Source organism: Schaalia dentiphila ATCC 17982 (assembly GCF_000154225.1).
GTDB lineage: Bacteria > Actinomycetota > Actinomycetes > Actinomycetales > Actinomycetaceae > Pauljensenia > Pauljensenia dentiphila.
In genome coordinates this window covers 1,890,330-1,906,038 of the sequence record NZ_DS264586.1, presented here as the reverse complement: position 1 = coordinate 1,906,038, position 15,709 = coordinate 1,890,330, and the positions used below count along the sequence as shown (strand labels likewise).

The following is a 15,709-nucleotide window of genomic DNA, read 5'->3' as shown; positions in this document are numbered from 1 at the left end:
AAGCGAGGAACGCACAGATGAGCGAAAATCCGCAGAGTGCCCCGGCCCAGCGCTACACCGCTGAGCTCGCAGGTCAGATCGAGACGAAGTGGCAGGACCGCTGGGAGGAGCTGGGCACGTTCTACGCGGACAACCCCACGGGCGACCTGGCTGGCCCGCTGGCCTCCCACAACCCCTTCTTCATTCTCGACATGTTCCCCTACCCTTCGGGTAAGGGCCTGCACGTGGGTCACCCGCTGGGCTACATCGCGACCGACACGCTGGCGCGCTACCGCCGCATGAAGGGCGACAACGTCCTGTACACGATGGGCTACGACGCCTTCGGCCTGCCCGCCGAGCAGTACGCCGTCCAGACCGGCCAGCACCCGGCCATCACCACGAACCAGAACATCGCGAACATGCGCCGCCAGCTGCGCCGCATGGGACTGTCCCACGACTCGCGCCGTTCTTTCGCCACGACCGACATCGAGTACGTGCACTGGACGCAGTGGATCTTCCTGCAGGTCTTCAACTCCTGGTTCGACCCCGAGGCGACGGCCCCCGACGGCTCCCAGGGTGCGGCCCGCCCGATCAGTGAGCTGATCGCCAAGCTCGAGTCCGGCGAGATTCGCCCTGAGGACGGCTCCGATTACAACTCCCTGGACCGCGTCGCCCAGGCGAAGGTTGTCGACTCCTACCGCCTCGCCTACGTCTCCGAGGCCCCCGTCAACTGGTGCCCCGGCCTGGGAACCGTCCTGGCCAACGAAGAGGTCACCGCCGACGGACGCTCCGAGCGCGGCAACTACCCGGTTTTCAAGCGCAACCTGCGCCAGTGGATGATGCGTATTACCGCCTACGGCAAGCGCCTGTCCGACGACCTCGACACGATCGACTGGCCTGAGAAGGTGCGCACGATGCAGCGCAACTGGATCGGCCGCTCCGAGGGTGCGACCGTGCGCTTCGACGTGCCCGGAGCGCGCGAGGCCGGCGCTTCCCTCGACTCCCTGGACGTCTACACGACGCGCCCCGACACGCTGTTCGGCGCGACCTTCATGGTCGTGGCTCCCGAGCACCCGATCCTCGGCGGAACCGTCGGTGGCGACCCCGGCGATGAGGCCGCCCTCACCCTGCCCGCCTCCTGGCCCGAGGGCACGAAGGACGCGTGGACGGGAGGCGCTGCCTCCCCGAAGGAGGCCGCTAGTGCGTACCGCGCCCAGGCAGCTGCGAAGTCCGAGGCCGAACGCGCTGACGAAGAACGCACCAAAACAGGTGTGTTCACGGGCCTGTTCGGCATCGATCCGGTCAACGGCCGCCCCGTTCCGATCTTCGTTGCCGACTACGTCCTGTGGGGATATGGCACCGGCGCCATTATGGCCGTGCCTGCCCACGACGACCGCGACTGGGCGTTCGCTCGCGCCTACGACCTCGACATCGTGCGCACGATTGGTCCGGCCGACGACCCCTACGGCCCCGACCTCGAGGCCGGCGCGTACACGGGCGACGGCGTGGCCGTCGACTCCGCCAACGATGAGATCAACCTGAATGGCCTGGCCAAGGACGAGGCTAAGGCCGCCATGATCAAGTGGCTGGTCGCCAAGGGCCTGGGCCACGGCACCGTCACCTACCGCCTGCGCGACTGGCTGTTCAGCCGCCAGCGCTACTGGGGCGAGCCCTTCCCGATCGTGTGGGACGAGGACGGCGTCGCGCACGCCCTGCCCGAGGACATGCTCCCCGTCGAGCTGCCCGAGGTCAGCGACTACAGCCCGCGCACGTTCGACGCGGATGACGCCGACTCTTCGCCCGAGGCCCCGCTGGGCCGCGCCGAGGACTGGGTGAACGTCACGCTCGACCTGGGCGATGGCCCCAAGACCTACCGTCGCGAGACCAACACGATGCCCCAGTGGGCGGGCTCGTGCTGGTACGAGATGCGCTACACCGACCCGACGAACTCTGAGCGTTTCTCCGGCGAGGAAAACCTGGCCTACTGGATGGGTCCGCGCGAGGGTAAGGTCAGCGGCGGCACCGACATGTACGTCGGCGGCGTCGAGCACGCGGTGCTGCACCTGCTCTACGCCCGTTTCTGGCAGAAGGTCCTCTTCGACCTGGGTCACGTGCCGGGCTCCGAGCCCTTCCACACGCTCTTCAACCAGGGGTACGTGCAGGCCTACGCCTACACCGACGAACGTGGCCAGTACGTGCCCGCCGACGAGGTTGAAGGCGATGAGACGACCGGCTTCACCTACAAGGGCGTGCCCGTCAACCGCGAGTACGGCAAGATGGGCAAGTCCCTGAAGAACATCGTCACGCCCGACGAGATGTACGACGCCTACGGCGCCGACGTCTTCCGCGTGTACGAGATGAGCATGGGCCCCCTCGACCTGTCGCGCCCGTGGGACACCCGCGCCGTCGTCGGCTCCCAGCGCTTCCTGCAGCGCCTGTGGCGTAACGCGGTCGACGAGGAGACCGGCGAGCTCACGATCACCGACGAGCCCGCGGACGACAAGACGCGTCGCCTCGTGGCCCGCACGATCGCGGAGGTCACCGAAGAGTACGAGAACCTGCGCATCAACACCGCGATCTCCAAGCTCATCGTCCTCAACAACCACCTGACCAGCCTGGACGCCGTCCCGCGCGACGCCATCGAGCCACTGATCCTCATGCTCGCCCCGGTCGCCCCGCACCTGTGCGAAGAGCTGTGGAGCTGCCTGGGCCACGAGGCCTCCCTGGCCCGCGAGCCTTTCCCGGTCGTCGAAGATTCCTCGCTGCTGGTCGAGGATACGGTCACGGCCGTCATCCAGGTCAATGGCAAGGTCAAGGCCCGCATCGAGGTCGCTCCCTCCATCTCCGAGGAGGACCTCATTGCGGCCGCCCTGGCCGAGGCACCGATCGTCAAGGCCCTCGGCGGGGCAGAACCCCTCAAGGTGATCGCACGCGCGCCGAAGCTGGTCAACGTCGTCGTCAAGAAGTGAGGTCGCATGCCTGAAGGCGATGCAGTCCGTCGCCTAGCCGGTACCCTCGATGAGCTTTTCGTCGGGGGTATCGTCTCGGCGTCGTCCCCGCAGGGGCGCTTCGCGTCCTCCGCAGCCCTCCTGGACGGGTGGGTCATGCAGCGGGTGCGCGTGCACGGCAAACACATGTTCATCGGGTTTGTCCCGCCCATCGAAGGTGAGACGTACGAGGCCGGGGTGGCCCTCCTGGAGGGTGCCGCGGCCGGCAGTGGGGAGCCGATCCTCGGCGAGGATGCTCCCTGGCCGGACCGGTGGGTGCATATCCACCTGGGCCTGTACGGCTGGTGGCGCTTCAACGGCGACGAGACCGTCGTCGACGAGGGGCACGGCGTTGCTCACCGCATCCCCAACGTCCCGAAGGGGGAGTGGAACGGCCACTCCGAGACCCGCTGGGGCGAGGGCTTTGGCGAGGCCAAGGCGGGGGAGTGGGAGCCGCCGGAGCCGGTTGGTGCCGTGCGCCTGCGTCTGTTTAACGACCATGCCGTCGCTGACCTTGTGGGTCCGAACCGCTGTGACCTCATCACGGATGAGGAGCGCATCAAGGCCGAGTCGAAGCTGGGGCCGGATCCCCTGGACGCCGGGGCCCGCTCCGATGCCGAGGCCATGGAGCGTTTCGCTCAGGTCGCCCACTCGAAGAAGCGAGCGATCGGTGAGATTGTCATGGATCAGTCGATTATCGCGGGCGTGGGGAACATCTACCGTGCCGACGCCCTGTTCCTCGCGGGCATCTCGCCGCACCGTAAGGGCGCCAATATCTCCATCAAGCGCCTGCGCGAGCTGTGGGTCCTGATCTGCGACCTCATGAACCGCGGCCTGGCCGCAGGTCGCCTGGACACGATGGATCCGGAGGAGGCCCCCAATCCGCCGATTGAGGGTGACGAGGAGGCCTCGCGCTGGTACGTGTACCACCGCACGGACCGCCCGTGCCTGCGCTGTGGGACGCCGATCCGCGAGGCGCTCATGCAGAACCGACGCCTGTTCTGGTGTCCGTCCTGCCAGCGCTGAGCGCGCGAAGAACCGTCAGGGGAGTGCGGGCCGCAAGGCTCGCACTCCTCGCCCGTTGTCAGGCGATCTCTTCGAATCCGAGAACCGAGTAGAGTTCGCGGGCCCCGCCGTGGCGCGTGTCGAGACGCAGGGCGAGGGAGTCGAAGCCCCACCGTGAGCAGCGTGTGGCGACCTCGGAGATGAGGGCTGTCGCGATGCCACGCCTGCGGTAGTCGGGGGCGACGATCAGGTCCACCACGAAGGGGCAGTCCGGCGCATCATCCCAGGGGGATTCGCGGACGACGAGGATCGCTCCGACGAGCGTTCCCCCGTCCCACGCGCCAATGAACGAGTCTTCCGTAGTCGCCCCGAAAGCGCCCTCAAACGTCAGGCGTAGTTCTTCGGAGGTTTCCAAGAGCGCCTCGGGCGTGACGTCGTCGCCGTACGCCTCGAGGCTAAGCGCCGCGAGCGCGGGGATGTCGAATGTTGTGAGCGTGGCGATCTCAATACCCTGAGGCCGATTCGCAGCTGACAACGCGTCCAGGGGGGCATGTAGAGTTCGAGCTTCCATAAACCAACTATAGGTGAGGATGCTCACTTTGTCATGGGTCTTGAACGGATTCTCACAGACCGTATCTGATGAGGGCGAACGCCCCTCAGATGTAGAGGGCCGGCTCCTCGAAGAAGTAGTTGGGATCGACAATGAGATCGCGGTCGCGCGTGTCCTTTTCCGGCTTGGGCAGCAGACGCGCGGGCACGCCGATTGCGACGTTGCCGCAGGGCACGTCCTTGACGACGACGGCGTTCGCGCCGATCTTGACACCCGTGCCCACGGTGATGGGTCCCAGGACCTTTGCGCCCGCCCCAATCATGACGTGGTCACCGACGGTGGGGTGGCGCTTGCCCGGCGTCATGGCGACGCCGCCGAGGGTGACGCCGTGGAAGATGACGACATCGTTGCCGACCTCGGCGGTCTGGCCGATGACGACGCCCGTCGCATGATCGATGAAGACGCGGCGCCCGATGGTGGCCTCGGGATGAATGTCCACGCCGGTGACGGCCCGGGCCATGGAGGAAAGGGCGCGCGCGGGGGTGTGGGCGCCGTGAGTCCACAGAGCGTGGGAGACGCGGTGCGTCCACAGGGCGTGCACGCCCGGGTAGGTCAGTGCGATCTCCAGGGCGGAGGTGGCCGCGGGGTCGCGGCGCTGCGCTGTCACGAGATCCTCGCGGAAAAGCCCGAGTGCCTTGGTGGGCAGGGCGCGCGACAGGGTCTTCGACAGGGCGCGTACGGTCAGCTTCACGGGTTCCTCCTGGACGGTCGACTGAGACAGAAACGCACAGGTGGCCCCGGACATTCCATCCGGGGCCACCTTAGCGCGTCGAGCTGGAAAGATCAGTCCTCGAGGCCCGCGAACAGGGCAGTCGAGAGGTAACGCTCACCCGTGTCGGGAAGGAGCGTGACGATCTTCTTGCCGGCCAGCTCGGGGCGGGCGGCAACGGCGGCCGTTCCGGCCAGGGCAGCGCCCGAGGAGATGCCCACGAGCAGACCCTCTTCGGCGGCAGCGCGGCGAGCGAACTCGAGGGCCTGCGCGGTCTCGACGGAGATGACCTCGTCCACGATGTCCGCGTCGAAAGTCTCGGGCACGAAGTTGGGCATGAGGCCCTGGATGCCGTGCGGGCCGGGGGTGCCGCCGGTCAGCAGGGGAGACTCGGCGGGCTGAACGGCGATGATGTGCACGTTCGGGTTCTTCTCCTTGAGGACCTTCGCGACGCCAGAGATGGTGCCGCCCGTGCCAACGCCGGCGACGAAGACGTCAACCTGGCCGTCGGTGTCGGCCCAGATCTCCTCGCCGGTGTGCGCCACGTGGGCGGCCGGGTTGGCGGGGTTGGTGAACTGGGAGGCGATGATCGCGCCGGGACGCTCGGAGGCGATGCGCTCGGCCTCGGCGACAGCGGCGGAGACGCCGCCCTTCGGGTCGGTGAGGACCAACTCGGCGCCGAATGCGCGCACGATCGCGCGGCGCTCGACGGACATCGAGGCGGGCATGACGATGACGACCTTGTAGCCGCGTGCCGCGCCCACCATCGACAGGGCGATACCCGTGTTACCGGAGGTGGCCTCGACGATCGTGCCGCCGGGAGCCAGGGCACCCGAGGCCTCGGCTGCTTCGATGATCGAACGGGCGATGCGATCCTTCACGGAGGAGGCGGGGTTGAAGGCCTCAACCTTGGCGACCACGTCGACGCCGTCGCCGGCAACGTGGTTAATGCGGACGAGAGGGGTGCCGCCGATCAGATCAGCGACGGTGGAGGCGATGCGAGCCATGAGGGGTCCTTCCTAAGCAGGTGTACCCCTGAATTGTCATCCCGCGCTCGGAGCTTCGTCTAGTTCAATTCGCCGTGTTTCCACGTAGCGAAACTTTGCAACACCGGACGAGGCCTGGGCCAGGCACGCGTCAATCGAGTCGCGGTCGCTCGGATCGATGGCAATGCGCAGCGTGACATCCGCGCCCCAGATCGTGTCGATGACCGCCGCCCCTCGCGCGCGAAGCTCGGCCTCGATGCGGCCCGCGTCCCCGGGGTTCAGCTGGGTTTTGAGGATGTCGCGCCCGACCAGATAGGCAATGGGGGCGCGGGCGACAGCCTCGGACACGGAGGTGGAATAGGCCCGCACGAGGCCGCCCCCGCCCAGGAGGATTCCGCCGAAGTAGCGGGTGACAACCGCCGTGGTGTTCCACGTGTCAGAGGCGCGGAGGGCCTCCAGCATCGGAGTTCCGGCCGTGCCCGAGGGCTCGCCGTCGTCCGATGAATGCTGCAAGGGTGCGGCGTCTGGCGGGTCGATCAGGTATGCGGAGCAGTTATGGCGGGCCTGGGGGTGCTCGGCTTTGACTGCGTCGATGAGCTCACGAGCCTCCTCGGGGGTGTCCGTCCGGGCGAGCGTCGTGATGAAACGGGACCGCTTGATCTCAATCTCGTGGGTGAGGAGCGTGCCGGAGGTGAGCGTGCGAAGAGCGGACATGCGCCCAGTCTAAGGGAGAGGGGCCGCCCTCAGTCTGTAACCAGGATCGCAGGCGCGTAGGCTCTCGCGATGTGCTTCAGGGGCAGGTCCGTGGTAGTCTTGTCGGGTTGTCGCCGTGCGCCCGCGTGGCGCACCGATCAGAATAGTCGTCGAGAAAGAAGAGGAGCGGTAAGACATGGCAGTTCCTAAGCGCAAGATGTCCCGTGCGAACACCCGCACCCGCCGGTCTACCTGGAAGGCTGATCTTACCGAGCTGAACACCGTCAAGGTTGCCGGCCGTGAGATCCGCGTGCCCCGCCGCCTGGCCAAGGCCTACAAGAACGGCCTCCTGGACGTCGAGGGCTGACCTCGTATCCACGCACGGGCCCGGGACTTGTTGTCCCGGGCCTTTGTCATGCCCGCAATTCCTGAATACGTGCCCCCGGCCCCATCGGTGGTCGGCGCGCGTCTCATACGAGTACCCGAAAAGGAACGCACATGAGCCTGCCGATGTCTCTGCCCGCCGCGAGCGTGGGAGTGGGCCACGGCCTCTTCGCCGCGTCGAGCACAAGTGACACCGAGGGAGCCATCGTCTCCCTCTTCCTGATTGCCGCCGCTGCGGCCATCGCGCCCCTGCTGTCCTCGCTCACGCGCAAGCGCGTGCCCGACGTTGTCTGGCTGCTCATCCTCGGCGTCATCATCGGGCCGAACGTTCTTGGGCTCGCATCTCTCACCGAGCCGATCTCCGTGTTCCGCGAGGTCGGCATGGGCATGCTCTTCCTCATCGCGGGCACTGAAATCGACGTCGAAGAGGTGCATGGGCGGGCGGGGAGGCGCTCGCTGCTCACGTGGCTGGCATGTTTCGGTATCGGCCTGGCCGTCTCCTGGGTGGCGGTCGCCGCGTCGGGGACGACGGGTGTCGCCACCGCCACCTACATCGCGCTCGCGATCGCGCTGACCTCGACCGCGCTCGGCACCCTGCTGCCCATCCTCATGGAAGCCGGCGTCATGGGGACGACGACCGGCAAGGCCGTCCTCGTCCACGGCGCCGTCGGCGAGCTCGCACCCATCATCGCTATGTCGCTGCTGCTGTCGGCACGCAGCCCGTGGGCCGCGGCGATCGTTCTGTTGCTCTTCGCGTTGGCCACGGTCCTTGCGGTTGCCATCCCGACGCGCTTCATCCTCAAACATCCCGCGATCGGGCGGACGATCCTCCACGGGGCGCAGACCTCGCAAAAGACGCTCATGCGCGTCGTCATGCTCGTCCTCACCGGCCTCATGGCGCTGTCCGCGGTCATGGAACTGGACATGGTGCTCGGCGCGTTCGCGGCTGGCATCATCGTGCGCGCGCTGGCGCCCGGCAACTTCACGATGGTTGAGGGCGAGCTGCGCACCCTCGGCTTCTCTTTCCTGATCCCGCTGTTCTTCGTGACCTCGGGCATGAACATCTCGCTCAGCGCCGTCGCGGGCTACCCGTTCCTGCTCGTCGCCTTCGTCGGCGCAATCCTCGTGGTACGCGGCGTGCCCATCGTCCTTCTCGAACGTTTCCACGGATCGATCGAGCGAGTCGACTGGATGGACGCGATGCGCATCGGCCTGTACGGCGCGACGGGCCTGCCTATCATCGTCGCCGTCACGGAGCTGGGCGTCTCGACGCGAGTTCTGCCCTCGTGGCTCGCTTCGCTGCTTGTCGTCGCCGGCGCACTGTCCGTGCTGCTCTTCCCGCTGGTCGCCTTCCTGCTGGGCCGCGCTGGTGGAAAGGCACGCTAACCTCCGCTAGTCTTACAGGCGGCGCACCGCGCCACGCCTCCGTAGCTCAATGGATAGAGCGAGGGCCTTCTAATCCCGAGGTTGCAGGTTCGAGTCCTGTCGGAGGCGCGTTTCCCGACCGGTAGGCGTTACCAGGTCTGCAACCGAGACGCCTAGCGCGGATGCCAGGCTGTCCAATTCTTCAAGCTGCCAGGGGCGCTTTCCGGTCCAGCGTTTGTTGACGGAAAACTGGGTAATTCCCAGCATCTGGCCCAATCGGACCTGGTTGTACCCCAAGCGCGCTGCTTCAGCGCGAACGTTCGCCGCGACGATATCACGCGTCGTGAGCTGCTTTGCCTCGGTGGGCATGATGTTGCTTGACCGACCTTAGGACAGTCAGTAGCGGCACAATTAGTGATTGCTTGGATCTGCTTCGCTCATTCCTCTCGTTCGCGTTCTATCTCAACATCAATCACAACATTCGCTATCAGTGCTTTCCTCGACGTTGTTGCCCGTGAGGCCGCTCTATACATACGTGCAATGGGCAACTTTCAAACACTGATGGCGGTAACTATCGGAGCGCGTCAATCGACGCTGTCTCAGCGCGTTGACTGCGAATCGCTTTGCTGGAGCGGTGAATCGGCGTTGTCGCCGGTGCACTCGGCGGGGCTAGCTCGCGCATACGGATAGGTTGTGACGATGTGCATAACCTATCCGCGAACGCGCTGGGCGAGGTGTGTCGCGGGGCCCAGTCAGAACCTTGGGTACGACCCAGCGCGGCACTGAGGCTGGGGAGCATGGTCAGACACGTGGGGTGCGTGTGGGGGAGCAAGCCTGCGGTGCCGTACGCAGCTTGCCGCGCGTAGGTCCGCAAGCTGCCACGTCATGCGCCGATGTGAAGTCTTGTGGGGCTGTCAATACGAATAACTCATGGAGATGAGACGGGCGCTGTCACAAACTCCCGTTACGTGGACCCCTCCTGCGCCACCTGCACGAAGGCGGACATACTGGAGTCATGAACGCGCGAACGAACACCACCCGTCGCATGTGCGGGTCTATTCGTGCCCGAATGTGCAGCTGACACCGACGTCCGCCATTCCTTAGGCTCGCGCTCCACCACCACACCACCCGCGACAATGCGCACCCACGTGGAAGCCAGCCGCCACCCGAGAGTTACACCGTGCCCTTCTCAGACGACACCTACGCCTGTCCCTGCACCCACGACCACGAGCCCACGCTCCTGTCTTTCGAGGTCATGCCCCCGCGCAGGCCCTCCCTGGAAGAACCCTTCTGGAACACGGTCGATGAGCTTCTGCGCGTGCGCCCCGACTTCATGTCCGTCACCTACGGTGCGGGCGGCAAGGATCGCTCTAACGCCCGCTCGACGGTCCATCGCCTCGTGCGTGACACCCCGATCCAGCCGATCGCGCACCTGACCTGCGTGGGTAACTCGACCGAAGAGGTCGTCTCTACGGTCTACGACTACCTGGACTCTGGTGTACGCACCTTCCTGGCGCTGCGCGGGGACCCGCCGGTGGGACAGGAAGGTTGGGAGCCCGGCCCGGGCGGCGTCGGCAGCGCCACTGAGCTCATTCACCTGATCCGCACTGTCGAAAAGCGTCGCTGCGACGCCCACCCGGGTGAGGCGCTGCGCTCCGCCTTCAAGCCTCTGACCATCGCCGTCGCCGCGTTCCCTGCGGGCAACCCCGCAGCCGGAACCACGCCTGCTCAGGAAGTCGAGCGCCTCCTCGTCAAGCAGGCCGCAGGCGCCTCCTTCGCGATTACGCAGCTCTTCTGGGACGCCGAGGTCTACGCCTCCTTCGTCGAACGTGCCCGCCGCGCCGGCGTCACCATCCCGATCGTGCCCGGCCTGCTGCCGGCCACCGACCCGGCCCGTCTGCGCCGCGTCCAAGACCTCACCGGTATTGAGGTCCCCGAATACCTGCTGACGACGCTCGCCGACTATCCCCACCAGGACGCGCGCGACGAGTTCGGCGCAGTCTTCGGCTCGCGACTGATTCATTCCGTCCTGGAGGCGGGCGCGCCCGGCGTCCACCTCTACACCTTCAACCGCTCCAAGCCCGTCTTGGACATCCTGGCCCTCATGGGAGTGAAGCCTGACCTGCTGCGGTCCCAGGTATCGTCCCCCGAAACGCGCGCCTGAGCGCATCACCATCCACCCTGCGGCAGGGTGCGGGGCTTCCCGCGCACGCCGAACGAGTAGCACACCCAAGGAGAAAACCATGTCCGCTGCGACCACGCAGTTCCCCACCGCCACGATCCTGGCCTATCCGCGTATTGGCCGTGGCCGTGAGCTCAAGCGTGCCCTCGAGGCCCACTGGGCCGGCCGCATCACCGAGGCCGAGCTGATCCAGGCTGCCAACGATCTGCGCAAGGAGAACCTCGCGCGCCTCGTCGAGCTTGGCCTGAACCCCTCCGATGCTTCCCTGGCCGACGCGCCCTCCCTGTATGACCAGGTCCTGGATGCCACGATCCTCCTGGGTGCCATCCCGCCGCGCTTCGCCGGGCGCGAGGGCCTCGACCTCTACTTCGCGCTCGCTCGCGGTGACGACAATGTCGGCCCCGAAGAGATGACGAAGTGGTTCGATACGAACTACCACTACCTCGTCCCCGAGATCGGCCCCGACACGCCCCTGCGTTTCGCCGACGACACGATTACCCGCCGCTTCACGGATGCCCGTGAGTGGGGCTACGTGACCCGCCCGGTTCTGGTCGGCCCCGTCACCTACCTGGCGCTGGCCAAGGCTGACCCGGCGACCCCGGACTTTGACCCGCTTACCCGCATCGACGAGGCCGTGGCCGCGTACGAGGAGGCGCTGGCCTCCCTGCACGCAGCGGGCGCCCCGTGGGTTCAGCTCGACGAGCCTGCCCTGACTTCGGACAACCTGTCGCGCACCCGCGTCGAGCTGGGCGAGCTGGCCGCCCGCGTCTACGAGCGCCTGGCCGCCTCTCAGAACCGTCCCCAGATCCTGCTCACCACGCCCTACGGCGATGCCTCCCACGCGGTGGGCGCTTTGGCTAAGACTGGTGTCGAGGCCCTCCATGTCGACACGCTGCGCGGCGCGCTGCCCAAGGGCGCCGACCTGTCCGGTGTCACCCTCGTCGTCGGCGCGGTCGACGGCCGCTACATTTGGCGCGCCGACCTGGCCCAGCTGCGCGAAACCCTGAAGGCTGCCCAGGCCCTGGGTGCCGCCCACGTCACCGTCGCCACCTCCAACTCCCTCCAGCACGTGCCTCACGACACCGCGCTGGAGACCTGGGACGACGCGACCCTTAACGAGAACCTGCACGCCTGGCTCGCCTTCGCCGACCAGAAGGTGCTCGAGGTCGTTACCCTCGCCCGCGGCGTGGATGAGGGCTGGGAAGCCATCGATGCCGAGGTCGCCGAGGCCACCCGCGTCCTCGAGCAGCGCGCCGCCGCCCCCGGCGTCGTGCGCCCTGAGGTCCGTAGCCGCACCGCCGCCCTGACCGACGCCGACCGCGCCCGCGAGCCCTACCTCGAGCGCGAGGCCGCCCAGACCGAGCGCCTGCACCTGCCCCCGCTGCCCACGACGACCATCGGCTCGTTCCCGCAGACCACCGAGATCCGCAAGGCTCGCGCCGCCAACGCACGCGGCGAACTGTCCGACGCGGACTACGAGGCCCGCATGCGCGAAGAGATCGCCTCGGTCATCACGCTCCAGGAGGAGCTGGGACTCGACATGCTCGTTCACGGCGAGGCCGAGCGTAACGACATGGTCCAGTACTTTGCCGAGCTGCTCGACGGCTTCGCGGCCACGCGCAACGGCTGGGTGCAATCCTACGGCTCGCGATGCACGCGTCCCTCCGTCCTGTGGGGCGACGTCTCGCGCCCCGCGCCCATGACCGTGGGCTGGACCAGCTACGCCCAGTCGCTCACCGACAAGCCCGTCAAGGGAATGCTCACCGGCCCCGTCACCATCATCGCGTGGTCCTTCCCGCGCAATGACCTGCCCCTCGGTGAGATCGCCGACCAGATCGGCCTTGCCCTGCGCGACGAGGTCTCCGACCTCGAGGCCGCCGGCATCGCCGCGATCCAGGTCGATGAGCCCGCCCTGCGTGAGCTCCTGCCTCTGGACGCCGACCGCCACGCCGACTACCTGAACTGGTCCGTGGGATCCTTCCGTCTGGCCACCTCCTCGGTGCGTCCCGACACGCAGATTCACACGCACCTGTGCTACTCCGAGTTCGGCCAGATCATCGACGCCATCAAGGGCCTGGACGCCGACGTGACGTCCATCGAGGCGGCCCGCTCCAAGATGGAGGTCGTTCCCGAGCTCGCCGAGGCAGGCTTCGACCACGGCATCGGCCCCGGCGTGTGGGACATCCACGCCCCCCGTGTCCCCGGCACCGAAGAGCTCGCCGAGCTCATTGGCCTGGCCGCCGACGCCGTTCCGGTCTCGCGCCTGTGGGTCAACCCTGACTGCGGCCTCAAGACCCGCGGCTACGTGGAAACAAAGGCGTCGCTGGACAACCTTGTCTCTGCTACTCGGCAAGTGCGTGCCCAGCGCGGCCTGGAGAGCTGAGCGTTCTCCTAGGCGATAGGTGAGGGGTGGGCCCTATGGGTCCCGCCCCTCACCGTTTGCGTCTGGGTGGGCGCGCGGACGTGTGCGGTGGTGATCCGTGCGGGGGAGCGGGCATCTGTGCCAGCGAATGTAACGGCGAGAGAATGTGATGGCCGATGGGGGAGTTAGCGGGCGACCTCCCGTCACGGTGCTTATTCGGCGGTATTGCAATGTTTAATGGATGGGCATGGGGGAGTGGGCAGCGAACAATGCTCGTCCGTCATACGAACATACGCTGTCACACAGTCTCATTGTGTGGACACCATGTTGCTCGGACGGAATCCGTCCGACAGACTTAATGCCATGACGACCTTCGCGAACCCCATGTGCTGCCCCTGCGGTGGCATGATGTCGCGAATGTGTATGTGATTGACGCCCCAGATACCCCTGTCAATCACCGCCGCAGTGATATACCCACGCCGATAGTGGGAGTGCGGCCCCGAAGAATCGGATACACCCATGACCCTCGTCAACACCCCTGCCGCATCCGTCCGCGCTGCCAACGACACCCCCACCTCCTACGAGGAATTCCTCGACGTCCTGGCCGGTCTGCGACTGAGCTCCTCCCGCATCGACATTGACATCGATCGCGGCCAGGTCACCCTCGACGGGCGCGACGCCGGCCTGTCCGCCAAGGAACACGACCTCCTGGCCCACCTCGCCGCCAACGCCGACCGCTCCGTTACCCGCGACGAGCTCTTCGCCTCCGTGTGGGCCGATTCCGAGCTCGGCTCCGACTCCCGCACCGTGGACGCCCACATCCGCCGCCTGCGCAAGAAGCTCTCCATCCTGCCCGACCTCATCTCCACGGTTCGCGGCGAAGGCTACCGCTTCAACTCCACCCCCTCCGTGCGCGTTCGCGTCACTCGCCCCGTCACCCTCGCCGCCTAAGCGCCCTCGAGGCGGACCCCGCCGCCACACCCAGCCGCGCCACCGCGTGCATCGGCCCAGCGGCCACCCTGGGCGGCTCCCAGCCCAGCCATCCGCACGGGCCGATAAAAGGGGAGAGAGGCCGCGGCCTCGTCCCCGAAACCGCGCCCTCTCAGGCGTTTGTATCGACTCCCTTAGATCACGAGTCGCGTGATCTCCGAATCCAACGGCAGCTCCTCCACATGCAGGGGGGAGGCTTCCATGCGGTGTCGAAGCCCGTCGATGTCATCCGGGTTCGACAGATCGATGCCTACCAGCGCGGGGCCGAGTTCGCGGTTGTTCTTCTTCGTGTACTCGAAATGCACGATATCGTCCGCGGGACCCAGCACATCCGACAGGAAGACGCGCAGCATGCCCGGCTGCTGCGGGAAGGTCACGAGGAAGTAATGACGCAGGCCCTCGTGGCGCAGTGAGCGTTCCATGACCTCCGCGTAGCGCGTCAGGTCGTTGTTACCACCCGACACGACGCACACGATTGCGCCGTCGGAGCGGCCCAGCAGCGCCTTGCGATCAGCCGGATCGGTCAGGTACACGTGCGCGGCTGTGGACGCGAGAGCGCCGGCAGGTTCGGCGATGACGCCGTCGGACTGGTAGAGCTCCAGCATCTCCGTGCACACCGCGCCCTCCGGGACGACCAGCACGGAATCAACGAACTGCGAGGCAATGTGGAATGGGAGCGAACCCGCGCGGCCCACCGCCGTGCCGTCCACGAAAGGATCAACCTTCGCCAGGGACATCGGCTGCCCCGCCTCGAGGGCCACGTGCATCGACGCCGCGCCCGCGGGTTCCACGCCGATGATCTTCACCTCCGGCCGGTTCGCGCGCAGCCACGTCGCGATACCCGCGATGAGGCCGCCGCCGCCCACGGGGACCAGGATGGCCGCCGTGTCTTCGGGCATCTGCTCCTCGAGCTCGACGCCGATCGTGCCCTGGCCGGCAATTGTGAACGGATCGTCGTAGGGATGAACGTAGGTGCGGCCCGTGGCGCGCGCGGCCTCCTGGGCCAGCGCGTTCGCGCGGTCGAACGTGCCATCCACGATGACCTGCTCAATCCACTGCCCACCAATCGTCGCGATACGGCGACGCTTCTGACGAGGCGTGTTCGAGGGAAGGTAGATCGTGCCCCGCACGCCCAGGTGGGCACAGGCGTATGCCAGGCCCTGTGCGTGGTTACCGGCCGACGCGCACACGACGCCGCGTTCGCGCTCGGCGGGGGACAGGAGCGACATTCGCGCGTAGGCACCGCGCACCTTGAAGGAGCGGCACTTCTGCTGGTCCTCACGTTTGAGCAGAATATCCACGCCGGCCTCGGTGGACAGACGCTCGGAACGATCCAGGTTCGTGCGAACGGCAACTCCCTCCAGGGCGGTGGCTGCCTGACGGATGTCCTTCGGCGTGGTCACGTGAGAACTAGCGGTCATGGGAACTCCTTCCAATACCCTTCTAGTGTAGTAGTG

Annotated in this window: 13 protein-coding genes and 1 tRNA gene; 8 read left to right on the top strand and 6 right to left on the bottom strand. The window is 66.9% G+C overall.

What is annotated here, in order from left to right; genetic code table 11:
• Positions 1–17 precede the first annotated feature (17 nt).
• Positions 18–2,948 carry a leucine--tRNA ligase gene (locus tag ACTODO_RS08115; RefSeq protein ID WP_003792896.1) on the top strand — a complete coding sequence of 977 codons (2,931 nt, stop codon included), beginning with the start codon at positions 18–20 and terminating at the stop codon, positions 2,946–2,948.
• 6 nt (positions 2,949–2,954) lie between these two features.
• Positions 2,955–3,992, top strand: a complete 1,038-nt coding sequence (locus ACTODO_RS08110) for an Fpg/Nei family DNA glycosylase (protein ID WP_003792894.1) — start codon at positions 2,955–2,957, stop codon at positions 3,990–3,992.
• Positions 3,993–4,050: 58 nt separating this feature from the next.
• Here the strand turns inward: ACTODO_RS08110 and ACTODO_RS08105 are convergent, their stop codons facing one another.
• The 4 genes from ACTODO_RS08105 to ACTODO_RS08090 all read right to left on the bottom strand — a co-directional run bounded on the left by ACTODO_RS08105 (position 4,051) and on the right by ACTODO_RS08090 (position 6,990).
• Positions 4,051–4,542 (bottom strand): GNAT family N-acetyltransferase, encoded by a 492-nt coding sequence (locus ACTODO_RS08105; RefSeq protein WP_003792893.1) that lies wholly within the window; start codon positions 4,540–4,542, stop codon positions 4,051–4,053.
• 85 nt (positions 4,543–4,627) lie between these two features.
• Positions 4,628–5,272 carry a serine O-acetyltransferase EpsC gene (epsC, locus tag ACTODO_RS08100; RefSeq protein WP_034512663.1) on the bottom strand — a complete coding sequence of 215 codons (645 nt, stop codon included), beginning with the start codon at positions 5,270–5,272 and terminating at the stop codon, positions 4,628–4,630.
• Positions 5,273–5,364: 92 nt separating this feature from the next.
• Positions 5,365–6,297, bottom strand: coding sequence for a cysteine synthase A (cysK, locus tag ACTODO_RS08095; RefSeq protein WP_003792891.1), 933 nt, complete (start codon positions 6,295–6,297; stop codon positions 5,365–5,367).
• A gap of 36 nt (positions 6,298–6,333) precedes the next feature.
• On the bottom strand, positions 6,334–6,990 hold the full coding sequence (locus ACTODO_RS08090) for a YigZ family protein (RefSeq protein ID WP_003792890.1): 657 nt from the start codon (positions 6,988–6,990) through the stop codon (positions 6,334–6,336).
• A gap of 175 nt (positions 6,991–7,165) precedes the next feature.
• On the opposite strand from ACTODO_RS08090, the gene rpmF reads away from it, so the two are divergent.
• The 3 genes from rpmF to ACTODO_RS08075 all read left to right on the top strand — a co-directional run bounded on the left by rpmF (position 7,166) and on the right by ACTODO_RS08075 (position 8,847).
• Positions 7,166–7,336, top strand: a complete 171-nt coding sequence (rpmF, locus tag ACTODO_RS08085; protein ID WP_003792889.1) for a 50S ribosomal protein L32 — start codon at positions 7,166–7,168, stop codon at positions 7,334–7,336.
• Between the two features lie 131 nt (positions 7,337–7,467).
• Positions 7,468–8,739: a cation:proton antiporter gene (locus ACTODO_RS08080; protein WP_003792887.1), complete on the top strand. Its 1,272-nt coding sequence runs from the start codon at positions 7,468–7,470 to the stop codon at positions 8,737–8,739.
• A gap of 35 nt (positions 8,740–8,774) precedes the next feature.
• A tRNA-Arg gene (locus ACTODO_RS08075) sits at positions 8,775–8,847 on the top strand.
• On the opposite strand, the gene ACTODO_RS10640 is transcribed toward ACTODO_RS08075, so the two are convergent.
• Entirely contained in the window at positions 8,809–9,087 is a 279-nt protein-coding gene (locus ACTODO_RS10640; protein ID WP_003792886.1) for a helix-turn-helix domain-containing protein, read from the bottom strand. The two genes, ACTODO_RS08075 and ACTODO_RS10640, sit on opposite strands and share 39 nt — an antisense overlap.
• Positions 9,088–9,898: 811 nt before the next feature.
• On the opposite strand from ACTODO_RS10640, the gene ACTODO_RS08070 reads away from it, so the two are divergent.
• The 3 genes from ACTODO_RS08070 (at position 9,899) to ACTODO_RS08055 (ending at position 14,213) form a co-directional block, all read left to right on the top strand.
• On the top strand, positions 9,899–10,882 hold the full coding sequence (locus ACTODO_RS08070; protein WP_003792885.1) for a methylenetetrahydrofolate reductase: 984 nt from the start codon (positions 9,899–9,901) through the stop codon (positions 10,880–10,882).
• Positions 10,883–10,961: 79 nt separating this feature from the next.
• Complete coding sequence (metE, locus tag ACTODO_RS08065) at positions 10,962–13,283, top strand: 5-methyltetrahydropteroyltriglutamate--homocysteine S-methyltransferase (RefSeq protein ID WP_003792884.1); 2,322 nt, start codon at positions 10,962–10,964, stop codon at positions 13,281–13,283.
• A 498-nt stretch (positions 13,284–13,781) separates the two neighbouring features.
• Positions 13,782–14,213, top strand: coding sequence for a winged helix-turn-helix domain-containing protein (locus ACTODO_RS08055; RefSeq protein WP_003792882.1), 432 nt, complete (start codon positions 13,782–13,784; stop codon positions 14,211–14,213).
• A gap of 173 nt (positions 14,214–14,386) precedes the next feature.
• Here ACTODO_RS08055 and ilvA read toward each other — a convergent pair whose 3' ends face one another.
• On the bottom strand, positions 14,387–15,673 hold the full coding sequence (ilvA, locus tag ACTODO_RS08050; RefSeq protein ID WP_003792881.1) for a threonine ammonia-lyase IlvA: 1,287 nt from the start codon (positions 15,671–15,673) through the stop codon (positions 14,387–14,389).
• Positions 15,674–15,709: the final 36 nt, after the last annotated feature.

What these genes read in the sequence shown, in the direction of transcription:
- ACTODO_RS08110 (WP_003792894.1), top strand. Translation starts at nt 2,955, where the DNA reads ATGCCTGAAGGCGATGCAGTCCGTCGCCTAGCCGGTACCCTCGATGAG.
- rpmF (WP_003792889.1), top strand. Translation starts at nt 7,166, where the DNA reads ATGGCAGTTCCTAAGCGCAAGATGTCCCGTGCGAACACCCGCACCCGC.
- ilvA (WP_003792881.1), bottom strand. Translation starts at nt 15,673, where the DNA reads ATGACCGCTAGTTCTCACGTGACCACGCCGAAGGACATCCGTCAGGCA.
- ACTODO_RS08090 (WP_003792890.1), bottom strand. Translation starts at nt 6,990, where the DNA reads ATGTCCGCTCTTCGCACGCTCACCTCCGGCACGCTCCTCACCCACGAG.
- cysK (WP_003792891.1), bottom strand. Translation starts at nt 6,297, where the DNA reads ATGGCTCGCATCGCCTCCACCGTCGCTGATCTGATCGGCGGCACCCCT.
- ACTODO_RS08115 (WP_003792896.1), top strand. Translation starts at nt 18, where the DNA reads ATGAGCGAAAATCCGCAGAGTGCCCCGGCCCAGCGCTACACCGCTGAG.
- ACTODO_RS10640 (WP_003792886.1), bottom strand. Translation starts at nt 9,087, where the DNA reads ATGCCCACCGAGGCAAAGCAGCTCACGACGCGTGATATCGTCGCGGCG.
- ACTODO_RS08105 (WP_003792893.1), bottom strand. Translation starts at nt 4,542, where the DNA reads ATGGAAGCTCGAACTCTACATGCCCCCCTGGACGCGTTGTCAGCTGCG.
- metE (WP_003792884.1), top strand. Translation starts at nt 10,962, where the DNA reads ATGTCCGCTGCGACCACGCAGTTCCCCACCGCCACGATCCTGGCCTAT.
- ACTODO_RS08055 (WP_003792882.1), top strand. Translation starts at nt 13,782, where the DNA reads ATGACCCTCGTCAACACCCCTGCCGCATCCGTCCGCGCTGCCAACGAC.
- ACTODO_RS08080 (WP_003792887.1), top strand. Translation starts at nt 7,468, where the DNA reads ATGAGCCTGCCGATGTCTCTGCCCGCCGCGAGCGTGGGAGTGGGCCAC.